A 20,447-nucleotide genomic window follows, 5' to 3' on the forward strand; every position below is an offset into this window, starting at 1 on the left:
CGCCTTTGCAGAATCTGAAGGCGATCGCGCAGCATCTCGTAGAAAACAGAAGATATCCCCTCACAATCAAATTTGTGACAAAATAATATTGTTGTCATATAGCCAATGCGATCGCCTACGACCTATGATTTCTACCATCTCGCGCCGCTACAGCTTAGATGAATATCGCGCGATCGAAGAAAAAGCCGAAGGACGCAGCGAATATCGAGATGGAGAAATTGTACCCATGGACGAAGGGACACTTAAACATAGCCGATCATTAGTAATATTAATGACACAAAAACAAGATAATTGAGGATACGAGAACTAAGTTAGCCCCTCATTCGGTTACATTGTGTGCCGAATATGTGCCGAAGATATATGCCAAAAATCTAATACTTATTATACCGCCCATAGCTATATGTCAATTGAAGTAGTTAGAATCACCTCTAATCAGTTAAATCAGATACTTCTATCCGAAGAAAGCCACTTTCTCGACCTAAAGGCGATCGATGTACAACCAGGGAAGTTATGTAAGTTTATTTCTGGATTTGCCAATGCTGATGGTGGAGAACTTTTCATTGGCATTGATGAGGATACTGTAGAAGACAAAAAAATAAGATATTGGCGAGGTTTTGCTGATCAGGAATCTGCAAATGGGCATTTACAAATTTTTGAACAACTTTTTCCTCTTGGAGATGGTTATTCATATACATTCCTTATTTCTGAAGGTTCTCCTGGTTTAGTCCTGCAAGTGACAATCCTTAAATCACGAGGAGTAGTGGAGGCTTCAGATGGTGTTCCATATTTAAGACGTGGAGCACAAACTCTGCCTATTAAAACTCAACAAGCTCTAGAAAGATTAAAGCTCGACAAAGGCATTGAGTCATTTGAGAGAAAAACTATTGACGTAGAGCTTGAGATAATGACAACCTCACAGGTAATATTCCAATTTATTAGCTTTGTAGTTCCAACTACAGAGGCTGAGTTGTGGCTCAAAAAACAGCAATTAATTCAAAAGAATAAGCCAATAATTGCAGGTATTTTACTATTTACTGATGAGCCTCAAGCTATTTTTCCAAAGCATTGTGGCGTTAAAGTCTATCGATATAAAACAAAAGGACTAGAAGGAACACGAGACACTCTTGCCTTTGATCCAATAACTATTGAAGGTTGTTTGTACGAGCAAATTATGCAAACAGTAGCAAAAACAAAAGAAATAGTTGAAGGAATTCCAAAAGTAGGAGATAAAGGATTAGAATCAATCACCTATCCAGAAGAAGCTATTCATGAAATTGTAACAAATGCTTTGCTACATAGAGACTATAGTATAGCCTCTGATACTCACATTCGCATTTTTGACAACAGAATCGAAATTGAAAATCCAGGAAAATTGCCTGGTCACATTACAGTAAAAAATATTCTTAAAGAGCAGTATGCCCGTAACGGAGCTATTGTTCGTATAATCAACAAATTTCCCAACCCACCTAATAAAGATGTTGGAGAAGGTCTGAATACTGCTTTTCAAGCGATGGCTCGGTTGAGACTGCAACCTCCTGAGATATATGAAACTGAAACTTCTGTAGTTGTACACATTAAACACGAACCTCTAGCTTCAATAGAAGCAACAATAATGGCATATTTAGACGAGCATAAAGAGATTACTAACAAAATTGCTCGAGAGGAAACTGGAATTGGTTCAGAAGCAACTATCAAAGAAGCATTTTGTAGACTAAGAGATAGGAGACTTATTGAAGCTGTTTTTGGAAGAGCAAAAAGAAATGCAGCATGGTGCAAAGTTGGAACTATTGACTCTAGTCAAGAAAATGTCATTTCAGGATATGAGATATATCCAGAGTATGAGCAACTAGTCATGAACTATCTTGCATCTCATGAAGAAATAACTAATCGTATTGCCCGAGAAGCCATTGGAGTAGAATCACGTGCAGTAATCAATAATATTTTTGATAGACTGCGGCGTAAAAGACTTATAGAAATTGTGCCAGGTAAATCAAGGATTAATGCTGCATGGCGCAAAATTTAAGTTAGTACAGATTGTAAGGGGTGCGTTGCAGTGCGCCACAACACACTACATCAATGTTATTAGCAAATTTAACTTTGTTTATAAACCATTTCCATTTTCAACTTTTCAACCTCCAATCTCAAATTGTCATTCTCCATCCTCAACTTAGCATTCTCTTCCCTAATCAACTCAACTTCATTTCTCTTACTCAAAGCCTGATTAATCGCCAGCTTCCGCATATCTAGCGAAAACCAACGCTGATAGGTTTGCGTATGAACTTGCACACTATGCCCCAAATTATCCGCTGCCGCTTTAATTGGTATCCCCAGAATATGCGCCCGAATTGCCCATGCATGGCGTAAATCATAAGGTTTAAAATCCAATCCTATTTTACGGAACCACCAACTAACTCGCTGTGTTAACGCCGTTATATCAGCATGATTTGTGTTATCTTTTTTAGCGATCGCACCCCTTAACATCTCTAAATATTTAGGATTTCTCAAATCAAAATCCTCAATCCATTGCCGATATAATGGTAATGCTTGTCTCTCACCAGTCTTACAATCCTTATGGACTTTCCATGTCAAATCTGTATTTTCTGCACTCAACCACCAAGCAAGATCGGGATTAATAAAAAGTTCCCGTGGACGCAAACCAAAAACTGCTAACATTCCATAAGTCCAGCGCCAAAGTTGCCAGCTATCTTGAACATTTTGATTAACTTGATTACCTCTGTTATTTTGGTAATCTTCAAACTTGATAATTCCCTCAGATATTTCCGCATCAGTTGGTATATTTCGGGAATTACTCTCAGGCATTTTAGAATATTTAGATAAGTCAATTTCGATATTGAATGTCACACAAAATGCTGCGATCGCTCTAGCTGCATTATACTTAGCCCATTCTTTATCGATTTGTTCTATTGAACTGATCAGATTTGCAGTACTCGCTAAATCTTGAGGATTGGTAAATCTCTTGGTACGGGAAAAGTAATAAAAAAAAGTATGTCCGCTTTTAGTTGTGCGTTTATGAGTTTTAAAGTACTCATTTTCAAATTGTTCGAGTAATTCTCCTATAGTTTTAAATTCTTTTTTAATTGCCTCATTTCCTAAATATTTATCATTCCATTCAAACGTTTTACGAGCGATTAACTTACCTAATTCATAGGCTTCTTCCTCAGCCGTCTTGAGTCCATCCAAGTTAGCGGGAATATTCAAACTGAGATTATATTGCTTTCTCCCAGTACCACTACTATCCTTGTCTCCCGGCTTAATTGGTAACGTCGCCCGTAATTGCAGACTTCCATTCGATTCTCTAATTGTCACCTTTGCCTTTGCAGACTTCAAACGCAGATTAACTTTCTCTAATTCCAGTAGTACTTTAGTTCTCATCGTGCGCTCTTTATTGCTGTAATTGCAGAGATGAACACAAACAACAGGCGGCGTTGCATATTTGCGGGATGATTTTGCTGGTTTTGTGGGATGGGCAGCGTTCGACTGAGCGCTCACGCCGAAGTCTTGCCCGTCCCTTGTATTTCCAGACGGGCAGGATTGCCCACCCTACAAGAATCATCCCTTGATTTAGCAACGCCCCGGCTCAGGACAACATTTAGATGATTGGTGAGTCCTGAACCTGATTATGCATCGCTGTGTTTTTAGCCTATATTTAGGCTAAAAATAAATGTGTTCTCAGAAAACAATGTTTAGCAGAGACATTGCTTACTGCAAACATTAAACAGTTGAAAAGAATTAAACCACAAAATGGATTACTCCGGCCCTTATCACGGTTATGACGGCTTCGCCATCTTCGCTCGTGATATGGACTTGGCACTCAACAGCCCAACCTGGTCATTAATTGGCGCTCCTTGGAATGAAAAGGCTCAGGCTAAAAAGGCTGAAGCTAAGGCTAAGGCTGCCGTCTAGGGAAATGGGAGAGAGCGATAAGTAAGGATAACCTGGGGCTAAAACCCCAGAGGGGAGTTGGGAATCCAAAATTCAAAACTGAAAAATTAAAAATTTCTTTTGATTTTTGCATTTTGAATTTTGAATCATATTCCCATCTCCCACCCCCGCCTCAAATCCTTATTCCTCAATCAGTAAAAGAATTCAGTAAGCTTGGAGATCCAGAAATGCCTCAGAATCCAGAAAAAATTCAAGATCACGTTGAGTTATTCCACCAACCAGAGTACCAACAGCTATTTGAAAACAAAAAGCAGTTTGAAAATGGTCACGACCCCGAAGAAGTAAAACGGGTTGCAGAATGGACAAAGGGTTGGGATTATCGTGAAAAGAACTTCGCTCGTGAAGCTTTAACCGTTAACCCTGCTAAAGGTTGTCAACCATTGGGAGCAATCTTTGCGGCTGTTGGTTTTGAAGGTACTCTACCTTTCGTTCAAGGTTCTCAAGGTTGCGTTGCTTATTTCCGCACCCACTTAACCCGTCACTACAAAGAGCCATTCTCTGGTGTATCTTCTTCAATGACTGAAGATGCAGCCGTGTTTGGTGGTCTGCAAAACATGATTGACGGCTTGGCGAACTCTTACCAACTCTACAAGCCTAAGATGATCGCTGTCTGCACCACCTGTATGGCAGAAGTAATTGGTGATGACTTGCAGTCTTTCATCAACAACGCGAAGGAAGCTGGTTCAGTTCCTCAAGATTTCCCAGTACCTTACGCTCACACCCCTAGTTTTGTTGGCTCCCACATCACTGGTTACGACAACATGATGAAGGGAATTCTTTCTAACTTGACCGCAGGTCATAAGAAAGAAACCAGCAATGGTAAAATCAACTTCATCCCAGGTTTTGACACCTACGTAGGCAACAACCGCGAAATCAAGCGCATTGCTTCTTTGTTCGGCTTTGACTACACAATTCTAGCTGACAACAGCGACTACCTCGATTCACCAAACACAGGTGAGTTCGATATGTATCCAGGTGGTACAAAGCTGGAAGATGCCGCAGATTCAATTAATGGGAAAGCTACGATCGCTCTGCAAGCACACTCCACCCTCAAAACCCGCGAGTATATTGAAAAAGAGTGGAAGCAACCAACCTCAGTTTCCCGTCCTTGGGGTATCAAGGGTACTGATGAGTTCTTGATGAAACTCAGCGAATTGAGTGGTATCCCCATTCCCGAACAATTGGAAATTGAACGCGGTCAAGCAGTTGATGCGATGACTGACTCCCATTCCTGGATTCACGGCAAGCGTTTTGCTATCTACGGCGAACCAGATTTAGTATACAGCGTAGTTGGCTTCATGCTAGAAATGGGTGCTGAACCTGTGCATATCTTGGTTCACAACAGCAACGAAGTATTTGAAGCAGAAATGAAAGAACTGCTTGCTTCTAGCCCCTTCGGTCAACATGCAACTGTTTGGCCTGGTAAAGACTTGTGGCACTTGCGTTCTTTGATGTTCACCGAACCAGTAGACTTGCTCATCGGTAACACCTACGGTAAGTACCTGTGGCGCGATACCAAGACTCCTCTCGTGAGAATTGGTTATCCTATCATGGATCGTCACCACTTACACCGCTATTCCACCATTGGTTATCAAGGTGTGATCAACTTGCTTAACTGGGTTGTAAATACCCTGTTTGAAGAAATCGATCGCAACACCAACATTCCTTCTAAGACAGATATTTCCTACGACTTGATTCGTTAGAAATTGCGTAGAAACACAACGTGTTAATTAAAGGGTAAAGAAGGGGAGTAGGGAATAGGGACTGGGGACTAGGGACTGGGAAAATACCCAATACCCAATGCCCAATCCCCAATTCCCAATCCCCAACTCCCCTTTTTCTTGATAGCATTTACCCAAGGGATTTATAAATGGAAACCATCAATCACACTCACGAACATACTCACACTCACCCTCATCCTAATTACCATCCACCTAACCAGAAAAAACCAGGATGGTTCCACAATCTTCTTAATCCGTTGCGGCGTGTAGTGGATGGAATTCAGGTTAAAAATAATCGCTTCGCTCATCTAATTTGCCAAACAATTCCTTGTTGTTGTCCCTTTGAGCGACAAATTAAATTATTTGGGAAGTCTATTGATATCCCACCACTATGTAAACTCAATCCTTTATATGACGAATTTGTAGGATTGCGTTTCCGCGCTCTATCTTATCTTGCCGATGTATGTGGAGAGGATGTCACAAAATACATTTGTTAGTCATTGGTCATTGGTCATTAGTCATTGGTCACTTGTACTGAGTTTCGACTGCGCGGTAATCGAGCGAAGTCGAGATTCAACTACCGCGTAGCGTCTCGTAAGAGAAGTATTGGTCATTAGTTGTTAGTTATTCAAAGGACAAATGACAAATGACAAAGGACAATTAACAATTAAGAGAATAGAGATGAAAAGCACCCAAGGCAAAATCAACGAGCTGCTGACTGAGACAGGATGCGAGCATAATCAGCACAAACAAACTGAAAAGAAAAACAAGTCATGCGCTCAACAGGCACAACCTGGCGCGGCTCAAGGGGGCTGTGCCTTTGATGGTGCAATGATTGCCTTAGTACCGATCGCAGATGCAGCGCATCTAGTCCACGGGCCGATCGCCTGTGCTGGTAATTCCTGGGGCAGTCGTGGTAGTCTGTCGTCTGGCCCGCAACTCTACAAAATGGGCTTTACGACTGACTTGGGTGAAAATGATGTCATCTTCGGTGGCGAAAAGAAACTCTACAAAGCGATTCTAGAACTCAAAGAGCGCTACCAACCAGCAGCAATATTTGTCTACGCTACTTGTGTTACAGCCTTAATTGGCGATGATATGGATGCTGTCTGCAAAGCGGCGGCTGAGAAAATTGGTATTCCTGTTGTTCCCGTCATTGCACCAGGATTCATTGGCAGTAAAAATCTCGGCAACCGTTTTGGCGGTGAAGCTTTGTTAGAATATGTTGTCGGAACAGCAGAACCGGAACATACAACACCCTATGATATTAACTTAATCGGTGAATACAACATCGCCGGTGAAATGTGGGGAGTCACACCACTGCTAGAAAAATTAGGCATCCGTATTTTGTCTAAAATTACGGGCGATGCTCGCTACGATGAAATTCGCTATGCCCACCGCGCCAAGCTCAACGTCATGATCTGCTCACGAGCGTTGCTGAATATGGCGAGAAAGATGGAGGAGCGTTACAACATCCCCTACATTGAAGAGTCTTTCTACGGCATCGATGATATGAATCGCTGTCTGCGAAATATCGCTGCTAAATTAGGCGATCGCGATTTACAGGAGCGCACAGAAAAGCTGATTGCAGAAGAAACGGCTGCTCTTGATTTGGCACTGGCTCCCTATCGCGCTCGACTCAAAGGTAAGCGAGTTGTGTTGTATACAGGTGGTGTTAAGAGTTGGTCGATTATATCGGCTGCTAGAGACTTGGGCATTGAAGTTGTTGCTACCAGTACTCGGAAAAGTACTGAAGAAGATAAAGCCAAAATCAAGAAGTTGATCGGCAACGATGGCATCATGCTGGAGAAAGGCAACGCTCAAGAATTGCTACAACTGGTTAAAGACACTGGCGCAGATATGCTGATTGCTGGTGGACGTAACCAATACACGGCTTTGAAAGCTCGAATTCCTTTCCTTGATATCAACCAAGAACGTCACCATCCTTATGCAGGTTATGTGGGAATGATTGAGATGGCGCGGGAACTGTACGAAGCTCTGTATAGCCCAATTTGGGAACAAATACGTAAACCCGCTCCTTGGGAAGAAGAGGAGGAAATTTAATGGCGATCGCAACTGTTTTTGTGCGTACACCAAACTCTCATCTTTTTCTCTCTGTGCCGCGCCAGTTGCTACAACGGGGGGAACCCCCGCAACGCACTGGCTTCTCTGCGTCCTCTGTGGTTCAAAAAAATCATTTTTCAACCGCAGAGGCGCAGAGAACGCAGAGTAAAGAGCTTGCAAATGAGGAGGTAGTTTAATGGCGATCGTCACCGTTTCTAACAAAGCACTGACAGTTAATCCCCTCAAGCAAAGTCAAGCTTTAGGTGCAACCTTAGCCTTTTTGGGATTGAAAGGGACGATGCCCTTATTCCACGGTTCCCAAGGTTGTACTGCTTTCGCTAAAGTTGTCCTAGTGCGGCATTTCCGGGAAGCGATTCCTTTAGCTACCACAGCGATGACGGAAGTCACTACCATCTTGGGTGGTGAAGAGAATGTGGAAGAAGCAATTCTGACTCTGGTGGAAAAGGCTAACCCAGAAATTATTGGTTTATGTAGTACTGGGTTAACGGAAACTAGAGGCGATGACATTGAGGGTTTTCTGAAGGAAATCCGCGATCGCCATCCAGAATTGAATGATTTAGCGATCGTTTTTGCACCTACCCCAGATTTCAAAGGTGCGTTGCAAGATGGTTTTGCTGTCGCTGTGGAAAGCATAGTTCAGGAAATTCCTCGCGCAGGTGGACTCAGAACTGAACAAGTCACAATTTTGGCGGGTTCTGCCTTCACACCTGGCGATGTACAGGAAATCAAGGAGATAGTCACATCCTTTGGATTAGTGCCGATCTTTGTACCTGATCTTGGCGCTTCTCTAGATGGACATTTAGAGGATAATTATAGTGCGGTTACAGTCAGTGGAACTACCTTAAAACAGCTACGAGAAGTCGGTAGTTCTGCCTTTACCCTGGCATTGGGTGAAAGTATGCGGGGGGCTGCCAAGATTCTGGAAGAACGCTTTGGCACACCTTATGAGGTGTTTGGCGAACTGACGGGATTAGAACCAGTAGATGAATTTATCCAAGCATTGGCGATTCTGAGCGGTAACAGCGTACCCGAAAAATACCGCCGCCAACGTCGTCAGTTGCAAGATGCGATGCTGGACACCCACTTTTACTTCGGTGCAAAACGAGTTTCCCTAGCGCTGGAACCTGATTTGTTGTGGTCAACAGCGCATTTCCTGCAATCGATGGGAGCGCAGATTCATGCTGTGGTGACAACCACGCGATCGCACCTCTTAGAAAAACTCCCGGTGAAAAGCGTCACTATCGGCGATTTAGAAGACTTTGAGAGTTTAGTAGATGGCTCTGATTTGCTGATTGGTAACTCGAATGTGGGTGCGATCGCAAAACGCCTTTCGATTCCTCTTTATCGTCTCGGATTGCCCATTTACGACCGCTTAGGTAATGGTCAATTTACCAAAGTTGGCTATCGAGGCACGATGGAAATTGTGTTTGGCATCGGCAACCTGTTTTTAGAAGCAGAAGAAGCGAGAGTTAAGCAGTTCCAAGAGTTCGGAATTGTGAGCGCAGAGTTTTGAATTAACACTTGAAAATTCAAAACAGTTCAGTTAAAAATTGATCCTCCCTAACCCTCCTTAAAAAGGAGGGAATAGAGCAAGTTTTAAATTAGGCCCTTTTTTAAGGGGGGCTGGGGGGATCTTCCGAGTATTACTAACTGAACCGTATTGCTTCAAAATTCAAAACTGTAGAGAGGAGAAATACGATGAAAATTGCCTTCACGACAAGTGACCGAGTTCATATTAATGCTCATTTTGGAGCAGCAGACGAAATTGATGTTTATGAAGTCTCGGATGAAGGATATAGATTCCTAGAGACTCTTAACTTTGTTGACCAACTCCAAGAAGAGAATAATGAGAGTAGACTCGCACCAAAACTTGCGGCTCTAGAAGACTGCACAATTATTTATGTTGTGGCAATTGGTGGTAGTGCTGCTGCTCGGTTAATCAAGAAAGGTGTCACCCCAGTGAAGGCGCGATCGCCAGAAGAAGAAATTAGTGAAGTGCTAAATAAGCTAGTCAAAACCCTCAAAGGTAATCCTCCACCTTGGTTGCGTAAAGCTTTGCAGCCAAAAACCAAAAACTTTGCTGATGAAATCGAAGACGAAGCAACAGTATGACCACAAATAATAGTGTTAATGGAACTGCTACAACTGAAGTCTTGAACTCGCCTTTTCTAAAGGTATTAATTAAACAAATCCGTGGTCAAGACAGTTATGGAGTTTATCGTAGTTGGTCGGATGAGTTAATTCTCAAACCCTTTATTGTTACCAAACAAAAGAAACGGGAAATCTCCGTTGAGGGCGAAGTTGATCCGATCACTCAAGCTCGGATTATGGCATTTTTTCGAGCTGTAGCTGCTGGGATTGAACAAGAAACAGGTTTGATATCCCAGGTTGTAGTTGACTTGAGCCATGAAGGATTTGGCTGGGCGCTAGTTTTTTCAGGTCGTCTTTTGCTAGCTGTGAAAACCTTGCGAGATGCTCAACGCTTTGGCTTTGACTCCCTAGAGAAATTAGCAGAAGAGGGAGAAAACCACGTCAAAAAAGGCCTTGATTTGGCGCAACGCTTTCCTGAAGTTGGCAAAGTTTAATTAGTCATTGGTCATTGCTCATTAGTAAAAGACCTGACAATTCAGGTCATGTGGAAAAGCCCATGAAAAACCTAACCCCCTAGCCCCCTTCCCGATGCGGTAAGGGGGAAAATTCAGAGTCTCTCTCCTTCTAGGAGAGAGATTTAGAAAGAGGTTTTCCAGATACCGTGAAAAGTCAGAGCAAATGACAAAGGACAAAGGACGAAGGACAAATGACAATTGAGGAACTACAAGCAAAAATCAGACGCCTCAATAGCAAAGCAGGTCAAATGAAGATGGATCTGCATGATTTAGCTGAAGGTCTGCCAACAGATTACAAACAACTTATGGATGTTGCCGCCGCAACTTATGAAATCTATCGCCAGTTAGATGAACTTAAGCAACATCTGAAACAATTGGAGAATGCTAAATGACTGGAACTATTGATCAATTCAAGAAGCTCGTAGATGCCGAAGAATTTTTTCAATTCTTTAATATGTCCTACGACTTAGAAGTTGTAAATGTACATCGTCTACATATTCTGAAAAAATTTTCTCAATATATGCAGGAAATTGATGATAATTCTCCTGACTTGAGTCAAGAAGAGAAACTAAATCAATATTCTTTGGCTTTGCAAAAAGCTTATCAGCTATTTATCGAATCGACAGCTTATGAACAAAAGCTGTTCAAAGTGTTTAACGACAAGCCGAAAAATGTAGTCACACTGACAGAAATCACTTCTGATTAGGAGGTATAAATTGGTTAACCTAACGCCTACCGAATTAGAACGCTATCGTCGCCAAATGATGCTTCCGAATTTTGGCGAAACAGCACAGAAACGCCTGAAGTCGGCGACGGTTTTGGTTACAGGTGTGGGGGGATTAGGTGGTACGGCGGCGCTTTACTTAGCAGTAGCGGGCGTTGGGCGGCTAATCCTAGTCCGGGGTGGTGACTTGCGGCTAGATGATATGAATCGTCAGGTTCTCATGACTGATGATTGGGTAGGTAAGCCAAGGGTATTCAAAGCTAAAGAAACTCTGGATGCGATTAATCCTGATGTCCAAGTGGAAGCTGTTCATGATTACATCACCCCGGAAAATGTAGATTCGTTAGTGCAGTCGGCTGATATGGCTCTTGATTGCGCCCACAATTTTACAGAGCGTAATTTGTTAAATGAAGCCTGTGTGCGATCGCGTAAGCCAATGGTAGAAGCCGCAATGAATGGGATGGAGGCTTACCTGACGACGATTATTCCTGGTGTGACTCCTTGTTTGTCTTGTCTGTTTCCAGAAAAGCCTGATTGGGATCAGCGCGGCTTTTCAGTTATGGGTGCTGTCTCTGGAACACTAGCTTGTCTAACAGCACTGGAAGCTATCAAGCTGATCACCGGGTTTAGTCAGCCTCTATTGTCGCAATTGCTGACAATCGACCTAAATCGGATGGAATTTGCTAAACGCCGTTCTCACCGCGATCGCTCTTGTCCAGTATGCGGCAATAGTGCGCCTTGGAGACACGCGCAATCCAATTCGATGGAACCCACAGCCACAGGTATTGCACAAAATAGTTAATTTTCGTCCCCACCTGAAATCAGAACAACTAATCGCTACAAATCAGGAGACTTAATGGCCGTTATTTTATCAGAAAAAGCAGAATTTCATCTGCGGGCATTCCTCAAAGGTTCCGCACCCGACGCTAATGGCGTAACTAAAGGTGTCCGCATCTCGGTAAAAGATGGTGGTTGCAGTGGCTACGAATATGCGATCGATATCACCAGCAAACCCCAACCAGATGATTTGGTAAGTCAGCAAGGCAAAGTGCTGGTTTACGTTGATGCCAAAAGTGCGCCGTTATTAGACGGAGTTATCGTTGACTTCGTTGAGGGAGTGATGGAAAGCGGTTTTAAATTCATCAACCCCAATGCAACTGATACCTGCGGTTGTGGAAAGTCCTTTAAAACAGACGATGGTACGCCTACTGGTGTACCTTGCAGCTAACATCATTCCGTTAGCGCCAAGTCTGATTGTATAGGCTTTCTATAGATGCAATCGCCTTGCCTTTAACTAGCTTCTCCTTCGCTTTGCATCCCTCAACCTTAATAGAGAAACTAGCTAAAGCGTAGCTTCTCTGTAACAAGAAGGAAAGCAAATAGTAGGATAGGTTGCTCAAAAACTTCAAAAATTAAACCAACTGTATCACGTTTGAGGAGAATCGGAAAATGGCTTCGTACCAAGTTAGATTAATCAACAAAAAAGAAGAACTCGACACCACAATTGAAGTTGACGAAGAGACTACCATCTTAGAAGCAGCAGAAGAAAATGGTATTGAGTTGCCCTTTTCTTGCCACGCTGGTTCATGCTCTAGCTGTGTTGGCAAGGTTGTGGAAGGTGAAGTTAATCAAGAAGATCAAAACTTTTTAGATGACGAGCAGGTTTCTAAAGGATACGCTCTACTTTGTGTAACTTATCCTCGTTCTAATTGCACAATTAAGACTCATCAAGAAGCATATCTCGTCTAAACTATTACTTCGGTTGTTGTTTTGAGCAACCAAATAAAAGATGAAGGATGAAGGATGAAAATATACTTCCTTCTATCCTTCACAATTCCTAATTTATCATTACAATGTTTAAACCCTTTAGTGTAACTGGCTGTTCATTACAATTATTGAGAACGGGAGAACGAGGAATCGTCACCTTCTGTAAAAGTCAGGACGAAACAATATTGAAAAAATTGATATCAATGGAAGTAACACCAGGAATTACTATCACTTTAAAACAAAAATTACCCTCTTTAATTATCAAAATTTTAGACACAGATTTGGCACTAGATTTAGAAACTATTGGCACTATTTATGTTCGTATTATTGATAATTAAAATTAATTAATCTTTATGTATAGTATTACTTAATCAAAAACAAGATCCCCGACTTCTTAAAGAAGTCGGGGATCTATAGCCTTGAATTCTCACAAATCAAATATGATTAGAAAATCTGCCTCTTTTTCAATCAACAGCAACTATCACATCTGATGATTTAATCACAGCATGAGCGTGCTTACCTTCTACAAGTCCTAGCTTTTCTGCTGATGATTTTGTGATAATTGACACTAGCTCTACTCCTGGTGCTATTTCTAAAGTTACTTCAGTATTAACTGACCCGTGCGTAATTTTTTTTACAGTGCCTTTGAGAGAATTGCGAGCGCTAATTTCCATGATTTTATTTGCTAAGTTGAACTATTTATACTTTAATTAAGTTAACAAGTTTTAATGTTAAAACTTATTTCCTTTAAGATATCTTAATATTTTGAAATAATTCTCATTTACTTAATATAGCGGCGATACCTAAATTTGATGAGCATTACAATAAGGTGTGGTCATTTGCTGCAAAACTCAGGATAAGACAATTTTAAAAAAGCTAATATTGATGGGCACTATCAAAAATAATATCATCAATTTAAGATGGCTATTTTTATGTATAAATACCGAAGACTGAAGAATATTTTTATATTTATACTAACGAAAAAATAGTTGCATCAAGGATTAGAGTAGACCTCAAATAACTTTGCTACAAAACGAAGTCATCGTTTTTTGAAGGACGAAAAGCCTTGACTATTTTAGTTAAAAATCAATTTTGAGAGGCGAAAAAAGAGGTTTATCTTGTGCAGCATTTAGTTAATACAACAAGGCAAAATCTATTTTTTGAACACTTAAGTCCAGGTGTAGGCGTAGGATTTCCTGTTCCTAAAGACTGGTTGCCAATAAAAACTTTTCCTTTACTAATCATAGTGGGTATGACTGGGGTGGGAAAAAGTACAATCATAAAAGCTATGGCTGAAGAAGGTTTAAATTTTACACTTTTACCTAATCGTCGTGCTTTAACCGAACGCTTAATAATTGCGCCGATGTTAAAAATGGAAGAGAAAGTCGTGCAACCACATTGCCGGATTCAACGCCTAACTTATGCTCGCCTTTATCGGGAATACTTTCCTGGTGGAATGGGTCACATTTTAGCTTCACTGCACGTCAATCCCCAAGAAGTCAATTCCATGTTAGTTTTTGATAGTTTGCGTGGTGTAAATGAAGTTTTATATGCAGCTAAAGCGTTAGAAAATGCTAAATTTATAATGTTGACTGCACCAAATATGCTGCGTTTAGAAAGGCTTTTAAAACGTGATGATCCTTTTGATCAGATTGCTAATCAAAATTTAGAACATAATAGGCAAATTTTTCCAGAAGCACTGACGAATTTTGCTAGCTTGGGCATACCAGAGGCTTCTAACTATTTTACTCCTAAAGAAGAACAAGAAATCTTAGAACTTGTAAACAAACGAGTTGTTACAGATGTAGAATTGCGGGATAAACTAAAAATATTTGTGGAAGAGAGTCAAAACTATGATTCTGTTGCCACGAAACAGATTTTAGAAGCGATGCATACAAGCGATCGCTCTCTGATAATTGAGACTACAGCTAGTCCTCAACAATCAGCCAAAGCAATTATTTCTCGAATCGACAAATCTGTTGATATTAAAAATAATAAGTAAACATTATTGTCAACTATTAACATAAAGGAGCAGTCAATGTCGCTATCTAAATTTGCAATTGTAGAAAGCACTCTCCGTGAAGGCGAACAATTCGTCAAAGCCAATTTTTCTTTAGATGATAAACTCGAAATTGCTGAAGCACTTGCTGCATTTGGAGTGGAATATATAGAATTAACGTCACCAATTGCTTCACCCCAATCTAGACGGGATTGTGAACGATTGGCTCGGTTAGGTTTGCCATCCAAAATATTAACTCATATTCGCTGTCATTTAGAAGATGCTAAAGTTGCCTTAGCAACAGGCGTAGCTGGAATTAATTTAACTATCGGTAGTTCTTCTTTGATGCGTCAGTTCAGTCATGGGAAAAATATTAATCAAATTATTGATTTAGCATCTGAAGTTTTAACTTTTATTCATCAGCAAGCTCCCGATATTGAGTTACGGTTTTCTGCTGAGGATTCGTCACGTACTTCCATAGAAGATTTAATCACAATTTACTCGGAAATTGAAAAATTAGGAGTTGTCAACCGCATAGGAATTGCCGATACCGTAGGAATTAGTACTCCAATGCAAGTATTTGAATTAGTAAAGACTTTGCGCCAGTTTACCAATTTAGATATTGAGTTTCACGGACATAATGATACAGAATGTGCAAATGCTAACAGCTATACAGCATTGGAAGCGGGAGCAACTCATATTGACACTTCTGTTCTGGGAATTGGTGAACGCAATGGTATTACCTCACTAGCTGGATTCATCGCTAGGTTATATGCTACGAATCCAGAGCAAATTAAATCTAAATATCGCTTAGAACAACTGGCTTACTTGCATGAATTAGTGGCGAGAAAAGTTGGAATTTCTATTCCTTTTAATCACTGTATTTTTGGGGAGAGTGCTTTTAGTCATAAAGCTGGCATTCATACTAAGGCTATGCTCAATAACTCTGAGACTTATGAAGCTATTAATCCCCGGAGTTTTGGTGTAACTCGCTCAATTTTAATCAATCATAAATTGGCTGGAAAACAGGCGGTTAATCACCGAGCTAATGAATTAGGGCTTTCATTTAATTTATCCCAACTTAAAGATATTACCCATAGGTTGAAAACTTTAGCTGACAAACAAAGTCTTACCATCGAAGATGTAGACAATATTTTATATTCTTATCGTTGCCAGTAAATTTAGAAATATATACACTTCCTGTCCAAGTACAGATCCCCGACTTCTTGAAGAAGTCGGGGATCTAAATCCACCTTTATAACATATCTGCTGTTAATCTATCTTATGGAAGAAAACTGTAATAATTACTGCTTTCCATTATTTTTCAAGCTTTTTTAAGAAAAATGTTTGGTGTTCTTTATAAATGATTCAGAATTTGAACTTATAAAGTTGATAACATATATGTAAGTTAAGAGAATTTAGATAACATTTTTCCAATAATGGTGGGCATTGCTCACCATTCTATTTGCCAAGCAAATTTATATTAGGAAACTGGCACAAATAAAGTTAGCTAAGGAATAGTTATGAATCGAACCAATAGTCAAAATTTGAGTGAAGCAACAACCCAATGGCTAATAGCAAAAGGCTATAATCCTAGCAATTTAAATCAGCCAGGTGAAAATGGTGATACAGCTTTGATGAAAGCGACAAGAGAAGGAGTTTATGCAGTCGTCAAAGAATTAATTGATGCTGGTGCGGATATCAATGCTCGAAATAGCGATCGCAACAATGCTTTATGGTTTGCTTGTTTTGGTAATCACTACGATTTAATTAATTTACTGCTGTCCCTCAATATTAATATTGACAACCAAAATGATAACGGTGCCACTGTTTTAATGTACGCAGCATCAGCCGGAAAAACAGAAGTTGTCAAGTTACTTTTACAACATAATCCTAATCTATATTTAAAAAACTTAGACGATTATAAAGCGATAGATTTTGCTAGCAATGTAGAAGTCTTAAGGATAATTAAAAATGCCATCAAGTCAGATATCGGGCAAAGCTTATCATGACGCTACCAAGCATTCTTACTTATCAGTACAAATTGATCCAAATTATGTAGATGCTTCAACACAGCCATCTCCATTTAAAATTTATCCCAAATTTTATCGGAGAGTGAAATTAAATCTCAATAATCCTGTTCATGCTTTTATCTCATTAACCAGTGCGATAACACTAGAAAAAGTATATAAAGATGGCCCTTATAAATTACGGGTGAATCCATCAGCAGGCGCTCTGTATCCTACAGAAGTTTACGTACAGATTCGCCAGATTGAGGGAATGGTAAATGGTATATACCATGTAGAAGTTGAGAATAATTGTCTAACTCTCATCTATGAATTAATCGATGATGGGTTAGAGAGTTATATTATACCGGGTAAATGTATCAACGGATTCATCTTTTTAATTAGTTGTGTTTATTATAGGTCTAGCTGGAAATATCAAAATAGAAGCATCAGATATTGCTTCTTAGATAGCGGACACCATTTAGGTGCGTTCGCCTCTGGCGTGGCGAAGCCTCTCGCAGCTTCAGCTTTTCTCCACAACCGAGATATACAACTACTTTTTGACTTTGATAAACTTGCTCTCAATTCTGATTTGGGTTTTGAGAATAAAGAGTTTATTACTGGTTGTGCGGTGTCAGGAGAAATACAAGACAACAAAATCAGACGCTTCAGGCTGAAAGTTCCTTTTGTCTCTGGTACTGATTATTTTGAATCCAATCAATTTATTGAAGATGCCTATAAAGCAACTACTCTACAAAAGAGTCGTCAGCAGAAATTAGAGTATCCTCAATTTGACTTTAATAAGGATAAATTTTCTCAAACAGTTTGGGATAGACGTTCTATTAGACGTTTCCGGAAAGAGTCTATTTCTCAAGAAGATTATTTATATGTAGTACAACAACTTCAGCAGTCAATACCGACAGAAAACTATGAGGAAATAGAAATTTACTCAGTGGTGCATCGAGTAGAAGGAATGACACCTGGGTTATATAAAGGTACGTATCTGGTTAAAGCAGGTAATTTTAGTGAAAAGACAGGTTACTTATGCATTAATCAGGCTATTGCTAGAGATGGCGCTGTAACTTTATTTTTTGTGTCAGATTATTTAAACTATCAAACTGCTATGCAAATAGCTGGTTTTCTTGGACAGAGACTTTATTTAACTAGTAATTATTTGGGGATTGAGTGTAGTGGAATTGGTGCGTATTATGATGACGAAACCCAAGAATTATTAGAAACAAATAAAGATGTACTTTACGGAATGGTGATTGGAATATAAGCAGGAAGCTAAAGAGAGATGGCTAGAAAGATGTATTACTTCAATGGTGATGACTCACATCCTATGCAACCGACATCGGCAGATATTATACTGCGGCAACAACTAGAGGATTCTATTAGCAGATACTTTTATGAAGCGTGCGATCGCACTATTCAAAATCTTCTGTCTGATTGTCGGTGGTATGTCACAACCCATGCCAATGCTCTAACATTGGTTATTGAATGTCCCGATCAAGTTACTAATTGGCGTATTTTGCAAAAAATTGTGCCAATGGGGACATTGCTATATGGAATTGTTAGCAGTGCTAAAATTCGTGTTTGTCCGCCAGAAAGTCAAGGCATACCTTTTGAAATGAGGGTAGATGAACTTTCTGTTTATCGGGATTGGGCATGATTCGATTTTGGATTTTAGACTTCGGCTACGCTCAGTCGAACGATTTGGGATTTTGGATTGTTAATTAAAAGTTGATATTCTGGCTGATAAGTGCAGCTACCTCTTCAAAAACTAAATCAGCAGAATGTTTAATAGCAGGACTTAACTCTAGTCCCAAACTAAGATTTGCCGCCTCAATTAAATAAACTGTCACATCTTCGGGAAAGTCATTTTGAAAGATTTTCCGTCCGGCGGCTAACGCATTATCCCAACGAAAATCGTGCAAGTTATAACTAGGTTCTGGCAAAGCTTCCAGTTCTTTTCCTGGAACTTTAAACACAGCACCCGGTTCAGAACCTGTTGAACTTGCATCAATAATTATTAATTCTTTACTACCTCTAGCTTGAAACATTACTTCCATTCCTGCCGTGCCACAGTCATATACTCGCACTTTAGGATGAGGGTTTTCAGCTAGATATTTCTGTAAGCGTTGGGCAATGATTACGCCTACTGCGTCATCACTGCGATTTAGATTGCCGCAACCGATAATAGTGAGCATGGGATGAGATTTAATTATTTAAGGTAACTTATTAGACCACTTTTAAGTTTTACAAAGATACTTTTCTAAACCTATGTCTATCTGGTTCTACAACTACAAATGCGCCTACCAATTCGACTTCTGAGTAAGTTTCTATAACTCGTACCAATTCGTTATGAACGTTATTCACAGTTGTAGGTAAGATTCGGAGATATATGACTCCAGATCCCATTGCTCTAACAAAAACAAGATTTCCATAGTCTCTATCTCGCGTGATGAGAATACGGTTTTGTTCCTGTGCTGTTCTAAGTATTTCTTCATCACTTGCTTGCGAAAGACCAATCTGAGCAACAAGAACTACGTCATATCCGGCATCAACTAGAAATCTTGCTGTTACCGCATACACATCTTGATCTAGTAAGAATCTCATGCTCAAATAGATACTAGGCGAATGTCTTCAGCTGCCACTAGAGCGATCGCATATCCTAAGCAGGCACGAATATCCTCAATTTCTAGGTCTGGATAGTAGTCTCGGATAATTTCTTCAAATGAGAGTCCGTCATTAAGCAGTTCAAGAATGCTTTGTACAGTGATGCGTGTTCCGGCGATGCAAGGTTTACCGAAATGAATGTGAGAGTTAACTACGATTCTGTCCATTTAACTATAAACTAATAATATGTTTCCTCGATTATAAAATAAAACTGATTATTTCGAGTTATTGCCATAATTTGCAAAATATGAGGCTCTGACTGATGGGACAGACAAAGCCTCTGAAAAAGAACTTATCAGCAGGAAACTAGAACTCTACACCATGTTTCTTGGCAACTTCAGTCAGTTTCTCATACTGATGTTGTGATGCTTGAGTTAATATCTCTTCAGCCTGTTCTTTAGTACTTCCTTCTTTAGGAATTAAATACTTGACATAAAGAGATACAAAATCGGCTGCGATCGCTAAACCGGATAAAGCGTGTTTGTCTGCTTCCTTACCTGCGATCGCAGCTACCAAACCTGCTTTAATTGGGTCTGGTTTAACTTTCATGAACTGCTCGACAAGTTTAGGAACGTAGTCTTCTGGTGGCAGATTATCTAACTTACTTGTATCAGGAGTAAAGTTACATTCTGCGGCTTTTGCCTGTTCTAAAACACACCATTCAATATATTCTTGCAATGCTGCATCGGGAACGCGAGGGAGATAATTATGTAGCGCTAAATCAGACACAAGCTTACCTTGTAAATTTCTGTTTTGTTGAAGTGATTAAGGCAAGCCTAACCCACTATTTCTATAAGTTTTAGTGTGTTACGCTACGAGTTTTGAATATAAGACATTAGGAATATGGCATTAGGCATAGGTTATTTATCTCTCATTTCACCCAAATTTATCTTTTGG

At 40.1% G+C, this 20,447-nt stretch carries 25 protein-coding genes and 2 pseudogenes; 21 read left to right on the top strand and 6 right to left on the bottom strand.

The window, feature by feature from the left end; translation table 11 throughout:
* Positions 1 to 124 precede the first annotated feature (124 nt).
* Together V7K50_RS02215 and V7K50_RS02220 are read left to right on the top strand one after the other, a co-directional pair.
* Positions 125 to 256 (top strand): annotated as a pseudogene (locus V7K50_RS02215) (Uma2 family endonuclease); the annotation flags it as partial.
* A 144-nt stretch (positions 257 to 400) separates the two neighbouring features.
* Positions 401 to 2,023 carry an ATP-binding protein gene (locus V7K50_RS02220; RefSeq protein WP_334956835.1) on the top strand — a complete coding sequence of 541 codons (1,623 nt, stop codon included), beginning with the start codon at positions 401 to 403 and terminating at the stop codon, positions 2,021 to 2,023.
* A 68-nt stretch (positions 2,024 to 2,091) separates the two neighbouring features.
* On the opposite strand, the gene V7K50_RS02225 is transcribed toward V7K50_RS02220, so the two are convergent.
* Positions 2,092 to 3,393 (bottom strand): site-specific integrase, encoded by a 1,302-nt coding sequence (locus V7K50_RS02225; protein ID WP_334956837.1) that lies wholly within the window; start codon positions 3,391 to 3,393, stop codon positions 2,092 to 2,094.
* Positions 3,394 to 3,756: 363 nt separating this feature from the next.
* On the opposite strand from V7K50_RS02225, the pseudogene V7K50_RS02230 reads away from it, so the two are divergent.
* From V7K50_RS02230 to V7K50_RS02295, 14 genes and pseudogenes are all read left to right on the top strand, one after another.
* Positions 3,757 to 3,924 (top strand): annotated as a pseudogene (locus V7K50_RS02230) (nitrogenase molybdenum-iron protein alpha chain); the annotation flags it as partial.
* A gap of 206 nt (positions 3,925 to 4,130) precedes the next feature.
* The gene (gene nifK, locus V7K50_RS02235; RefSeq protein WP_334956839.1) at positions 4,131 to 5,666 is read left to right on the top strand and encodes a nitrogenase molybdenum-iron protein subunit beta; all 1,536 of its coding nucleotides are present in this window, start codon (positions 4,131 to 4,133) and stop codon (positions 5,664 to 5,666) included.
* Between the two features lie 167 nt (positions 5,667 to 5,833).
* Positions 5,834 to 6,181: a Mo-dependent nitrogenase C-terminal domain-containing protein gene (locus V7K50_RS02240; RefSeq protein WP_292755192.1), complete on the top strand. Its 348-nt coding sequence runs from the start codon at positions 5,834 to 5,836 to the stop codon at positions 6,179 to 6,181.
* Between the two features lie 184 nt (positions 6,182 to 6,365).
* Positions 6,366 to 7,748, top strand: a complete 1,383-nt coding sequence (gene nifE, locus V7K50_RS02245; protein WP_334957253.1) for a nitrogenase iron-molybdenum cofactor biosynthesis protein NifE — start codon at positions 6,366 to 6,368, stop codon at positions 7,746 to 7,748.
* Entirely contained in the window at positions 7,748 to 7,945 is a 198-nt protein-coding gene (locus V7K50_RS02250) for a hypothetical protein (protein WP_334956841.1), read from the top strand. The genes nifE and V7K50_RS02250 overlap by 1 nt, the downstream gene beginning before the upstream one ends.
* Positions 7,945 to 9,282, top strand: coding sequence for a nitrogenase iron-molybdenum cofactor biosynthesis protein NifN (gene nifN, locus V7K50_RS02255; RefSeq protein ID WP_334956843.1), 1,338 nt, complete (start codon positions 7,945 to 7,947; stop codon positions 9,280 to 9,282). The genes V7K50_RS02250 and nifN overlap by 1 nt, the downstream gene beginning before the upstream one ends.
* A gap of 185 nt (positions 9,283 to 9,467) precedes the next feature.
* A complete protein-coding gene (gene nifX / locus V7K50_RS02260) occupies positions 9,468 to 9,881 on the top strand; it encodes a nitrogen fixation protein NifX (protein ID WP_334956846.1) in 414 nt (137 codons plus the stop codon).
* Positions 9,878 to 10,354, top strand: coding sequence for a NifX-associated nitrogen fixation protein (locus V7K50_RS02265; RefSeq protein ID WP_334956848.1), 477 nt, complete (start codon positions 9,878 to 9,880; stop codon positions 10,352 to 10,354). Before nifX ends, V7K50_RS02265 begins: the two co-directional genes overlap by 4 nt.
* A 212-nt stretch (positions 10,355 to 10,566) precedes the next feature.
* On the top strand, positions 10,567 to 10,767 hold the full coding sequence (locus V7K50_RS02270) for a CCE_0567 family metalloprotein (protein ID WP_323229308.1): 201 nt from the start codon (positions 10,567 to 10,569) through the stop codon (positions 10,765 to 10,767).
* Positions 10,764 to 11,081, top strand: coding sequence for a nitrogenase-stabilizing/protective protein NifW (nifW, locus tag V7K50_RS02275; RefSeq protein ID WP_334956851.1), 318 nt, complete (start codon positions 10,764 to 10,766; stop codon positions 11,079 to 11,081). The genes V7K50_RS02270 and nifW overlap by 4 nt, the downstream gene beginning before the upstream one ends.
* A 10-nt stretch (positions 11,082 to 11,091) precedes the next feature.
* Positions 11,092 to 11,901 carry a HesA/MoeB/ThiF family protein gene (locus V7K50_RS02280; protein WP_334956853.1) on the top strand — a complete coding sequence of 270 codons (810 nt, stop codon included), beginning with the start codon at positions 11,092 to 11,094 and terminating at the stop codon, positions 11,899 to 11,901.
* A 54-nt stretch (positions 11,902 to 11,955) separates the two neighbouring features.
* Positions 11,956 to 12,327, top strand: a complete 372-nt coding sequence (locus V7K50_RS02285) for a HesB/IscA family protein (RefSeq protein WP_292755175.1) — start codon at positions 11,956 to 11,958, stop codon at positions 12,325 to 12,327.
* 221 nt (positions 12,328 to 12,548) lie between these two features.
* Positions 12,549 to 12,848: a 2Fe-2S iron-sulfur cluster-binding protein gene (locus V7K50_RS02290; RefSeq protein ID WP_334956856.1), complete on the top strand. Its 300-nt coding sequence runs from the start codon at positions 12,549 to 12,551 to the stop codon at positions 12,846 to 12,848.
* Between the two features lie 104 nt (positions 12,849 to 12,952).
* A complete protein-coding gene (locus V7K50_RS02295) occupies positions 12,953 to 13,204 on the top strand; it encodes a FeoA family protein (protein WP_334956858.1) in 252 nt (83 codons plus the stop codon).
* 126 nt (positions 13,205 to 13,330) lie between these two features.
* Here the strand turns inward: V7K50_RS02295 and V7K50_RS02300 are convergent, their stop codons facing one another.
* Positions 13,331 to 13,540, bottom strand: a complete 210-nt coding sequence (locus V7K50_RS02300) for a TOBE domain-containing protein (protein ID WP_334956860.1) — start codon at positions 13,538 to 13,540, stop codon at positions 13,331 to 13,333.
* A 446-nt stretch (positions 13,541 to 13,986) separates the two neighbouring features.
* Here V7K50_RS02300 and V7K50_RS02305 point away from each other — a divergent pair, with 446 nt between their 5' ends.
* The 5 genes from V7K50_RS02305 to V7K50_RS02325 all read left to right on the top strand — a co-directional run bounded on the left by V7K50_RS02305 (position 13,987) and on the right by V7K50_RS02325 (position 18,543).
* On the top strand, positions 13,987 to 14,868 hold the full coding sequence (locus V7K50_RS02305) for an AAA family ATPase (RefSeq protein WP_334956861.1): 882 nt from the start codon (positions 13,987 to 13,989) through the stop codon (positions 14,866 to 14,868).
* Between the two features lie 36 nt (positions 14,869 to 14,904).
* Complete coding sequence (gene lysS / locus V7K50_RS02310) at positions 14,905 to 16,044, top strand: homocitrate synthase (protein WP_334956863.1); 1,140 nt, start codon at positions 14,905 to 14,907, stop codon at positions 16,042 to 16,044.
* 344 nt (positions 16,045 to 16,388) lie between these two features.
* Positions 16,389 to 16,877 (top strand): ankyrin repeat domain-containing protein, encoded by a 489-nt coding sequence (locus tag V7K50_RS02315; RefSeq protein WP_334956865.1) that lies wholly within the window; start codon positions 16,389 to 16,391, stop codon positions 16,875 to 16,877.
* Positions 16,840 to 18,150: a nitroreductase family protein gene (locus V7K50_RS02320; protein WP_334956867.1), complete on the top strand. Its 1,311-nt coding sequence runs from the start codon at positions 16,840 to 16,842 to the stop codon at positions 18,148 to 18,150. The genes V7K50_RS02315 and V7K50_RS02320 overlap by 38 nt, the downstream gene beginning before the upstream one ends.
* A gap of 18 nt (positions 18,151 to 18,168) precedes the next feature.
* The gene (locus tag V7K50_RS02325; protein ID WP_334956869.1) at positions 18,169 to 18,543 is read left to right on the top strand and encodes a hypothetical protein; all 375 of its coding nucleotides are present in this window, start codon (positions 18,169 to 18,171) and stop codon (positions 18,541 to 18,543) included.
* A gap of 64 nt (positions 18,544 to 18,607) precedes the next feature.
* Here V7K50_RS02325 and V7K50_RS02330 read toward each other — a convergent pair whose 3' ends face one another.
* From V7K50_RS02330 to V7K50_RS02345, 4 genes are all read right to left on the bottom strand, one after another.
* Positions 18,608 to 19,081: a hydrogenase maturation protease gene (locus V7K50_RS02330; RefSeq protein ID WP_334956870.1), complete on the bottom strand. Its 474-nt coding sequence runs from the start codon at positions 19,079 to 19,081 to the stop codon at positions 18,608 to 18,610.
* Positions 19,082 to 19,130: 49 nt separating this feature from the next.
* Positions 19,131 to 19,490, bottom strand: coding sequence for a DUF5615 family PIN-like protein (locus V7K50_RS02335; protein WP_334957255.1), 360 nt, complete (start codon positions 19,488 to 19,490; stop codon positions 19,131 to 19,133).
* Between the two features lie 2 nt (positions 19,491 to 19,492).
* Entirely contained in the window at positions 19,493 to 19,717 is a 225-nt protein-coding gene (locus tag V7K50_RS02340; protein WP_334956871.1) for a DUF433 domain-containing protein, read from the bottom strand.
* Positions 19,718 to 19,856: 139 nt separating this feature from the next.
* Positions 19,857 to 20,279, bottom strand: a complete 423-nt coding sequence (locus tag V7K50_RS02345) for a hypothetical protein (protein WP_334956873.1) — start codon at positions 20,277 to 20,279, stop codon at positions 19,857 to 19,859.
* Positions 20,280 to 20,447 lie beyond the last annotated feature (168 nt).

This window comes from Nostoc sp., from assembly GCF_036917135.1.
Lineage (GTDB): Bacteria > Cyanobacteriota > Cyanobacteriia > Cyanobacteriales > Nostocaceae > Nostoc.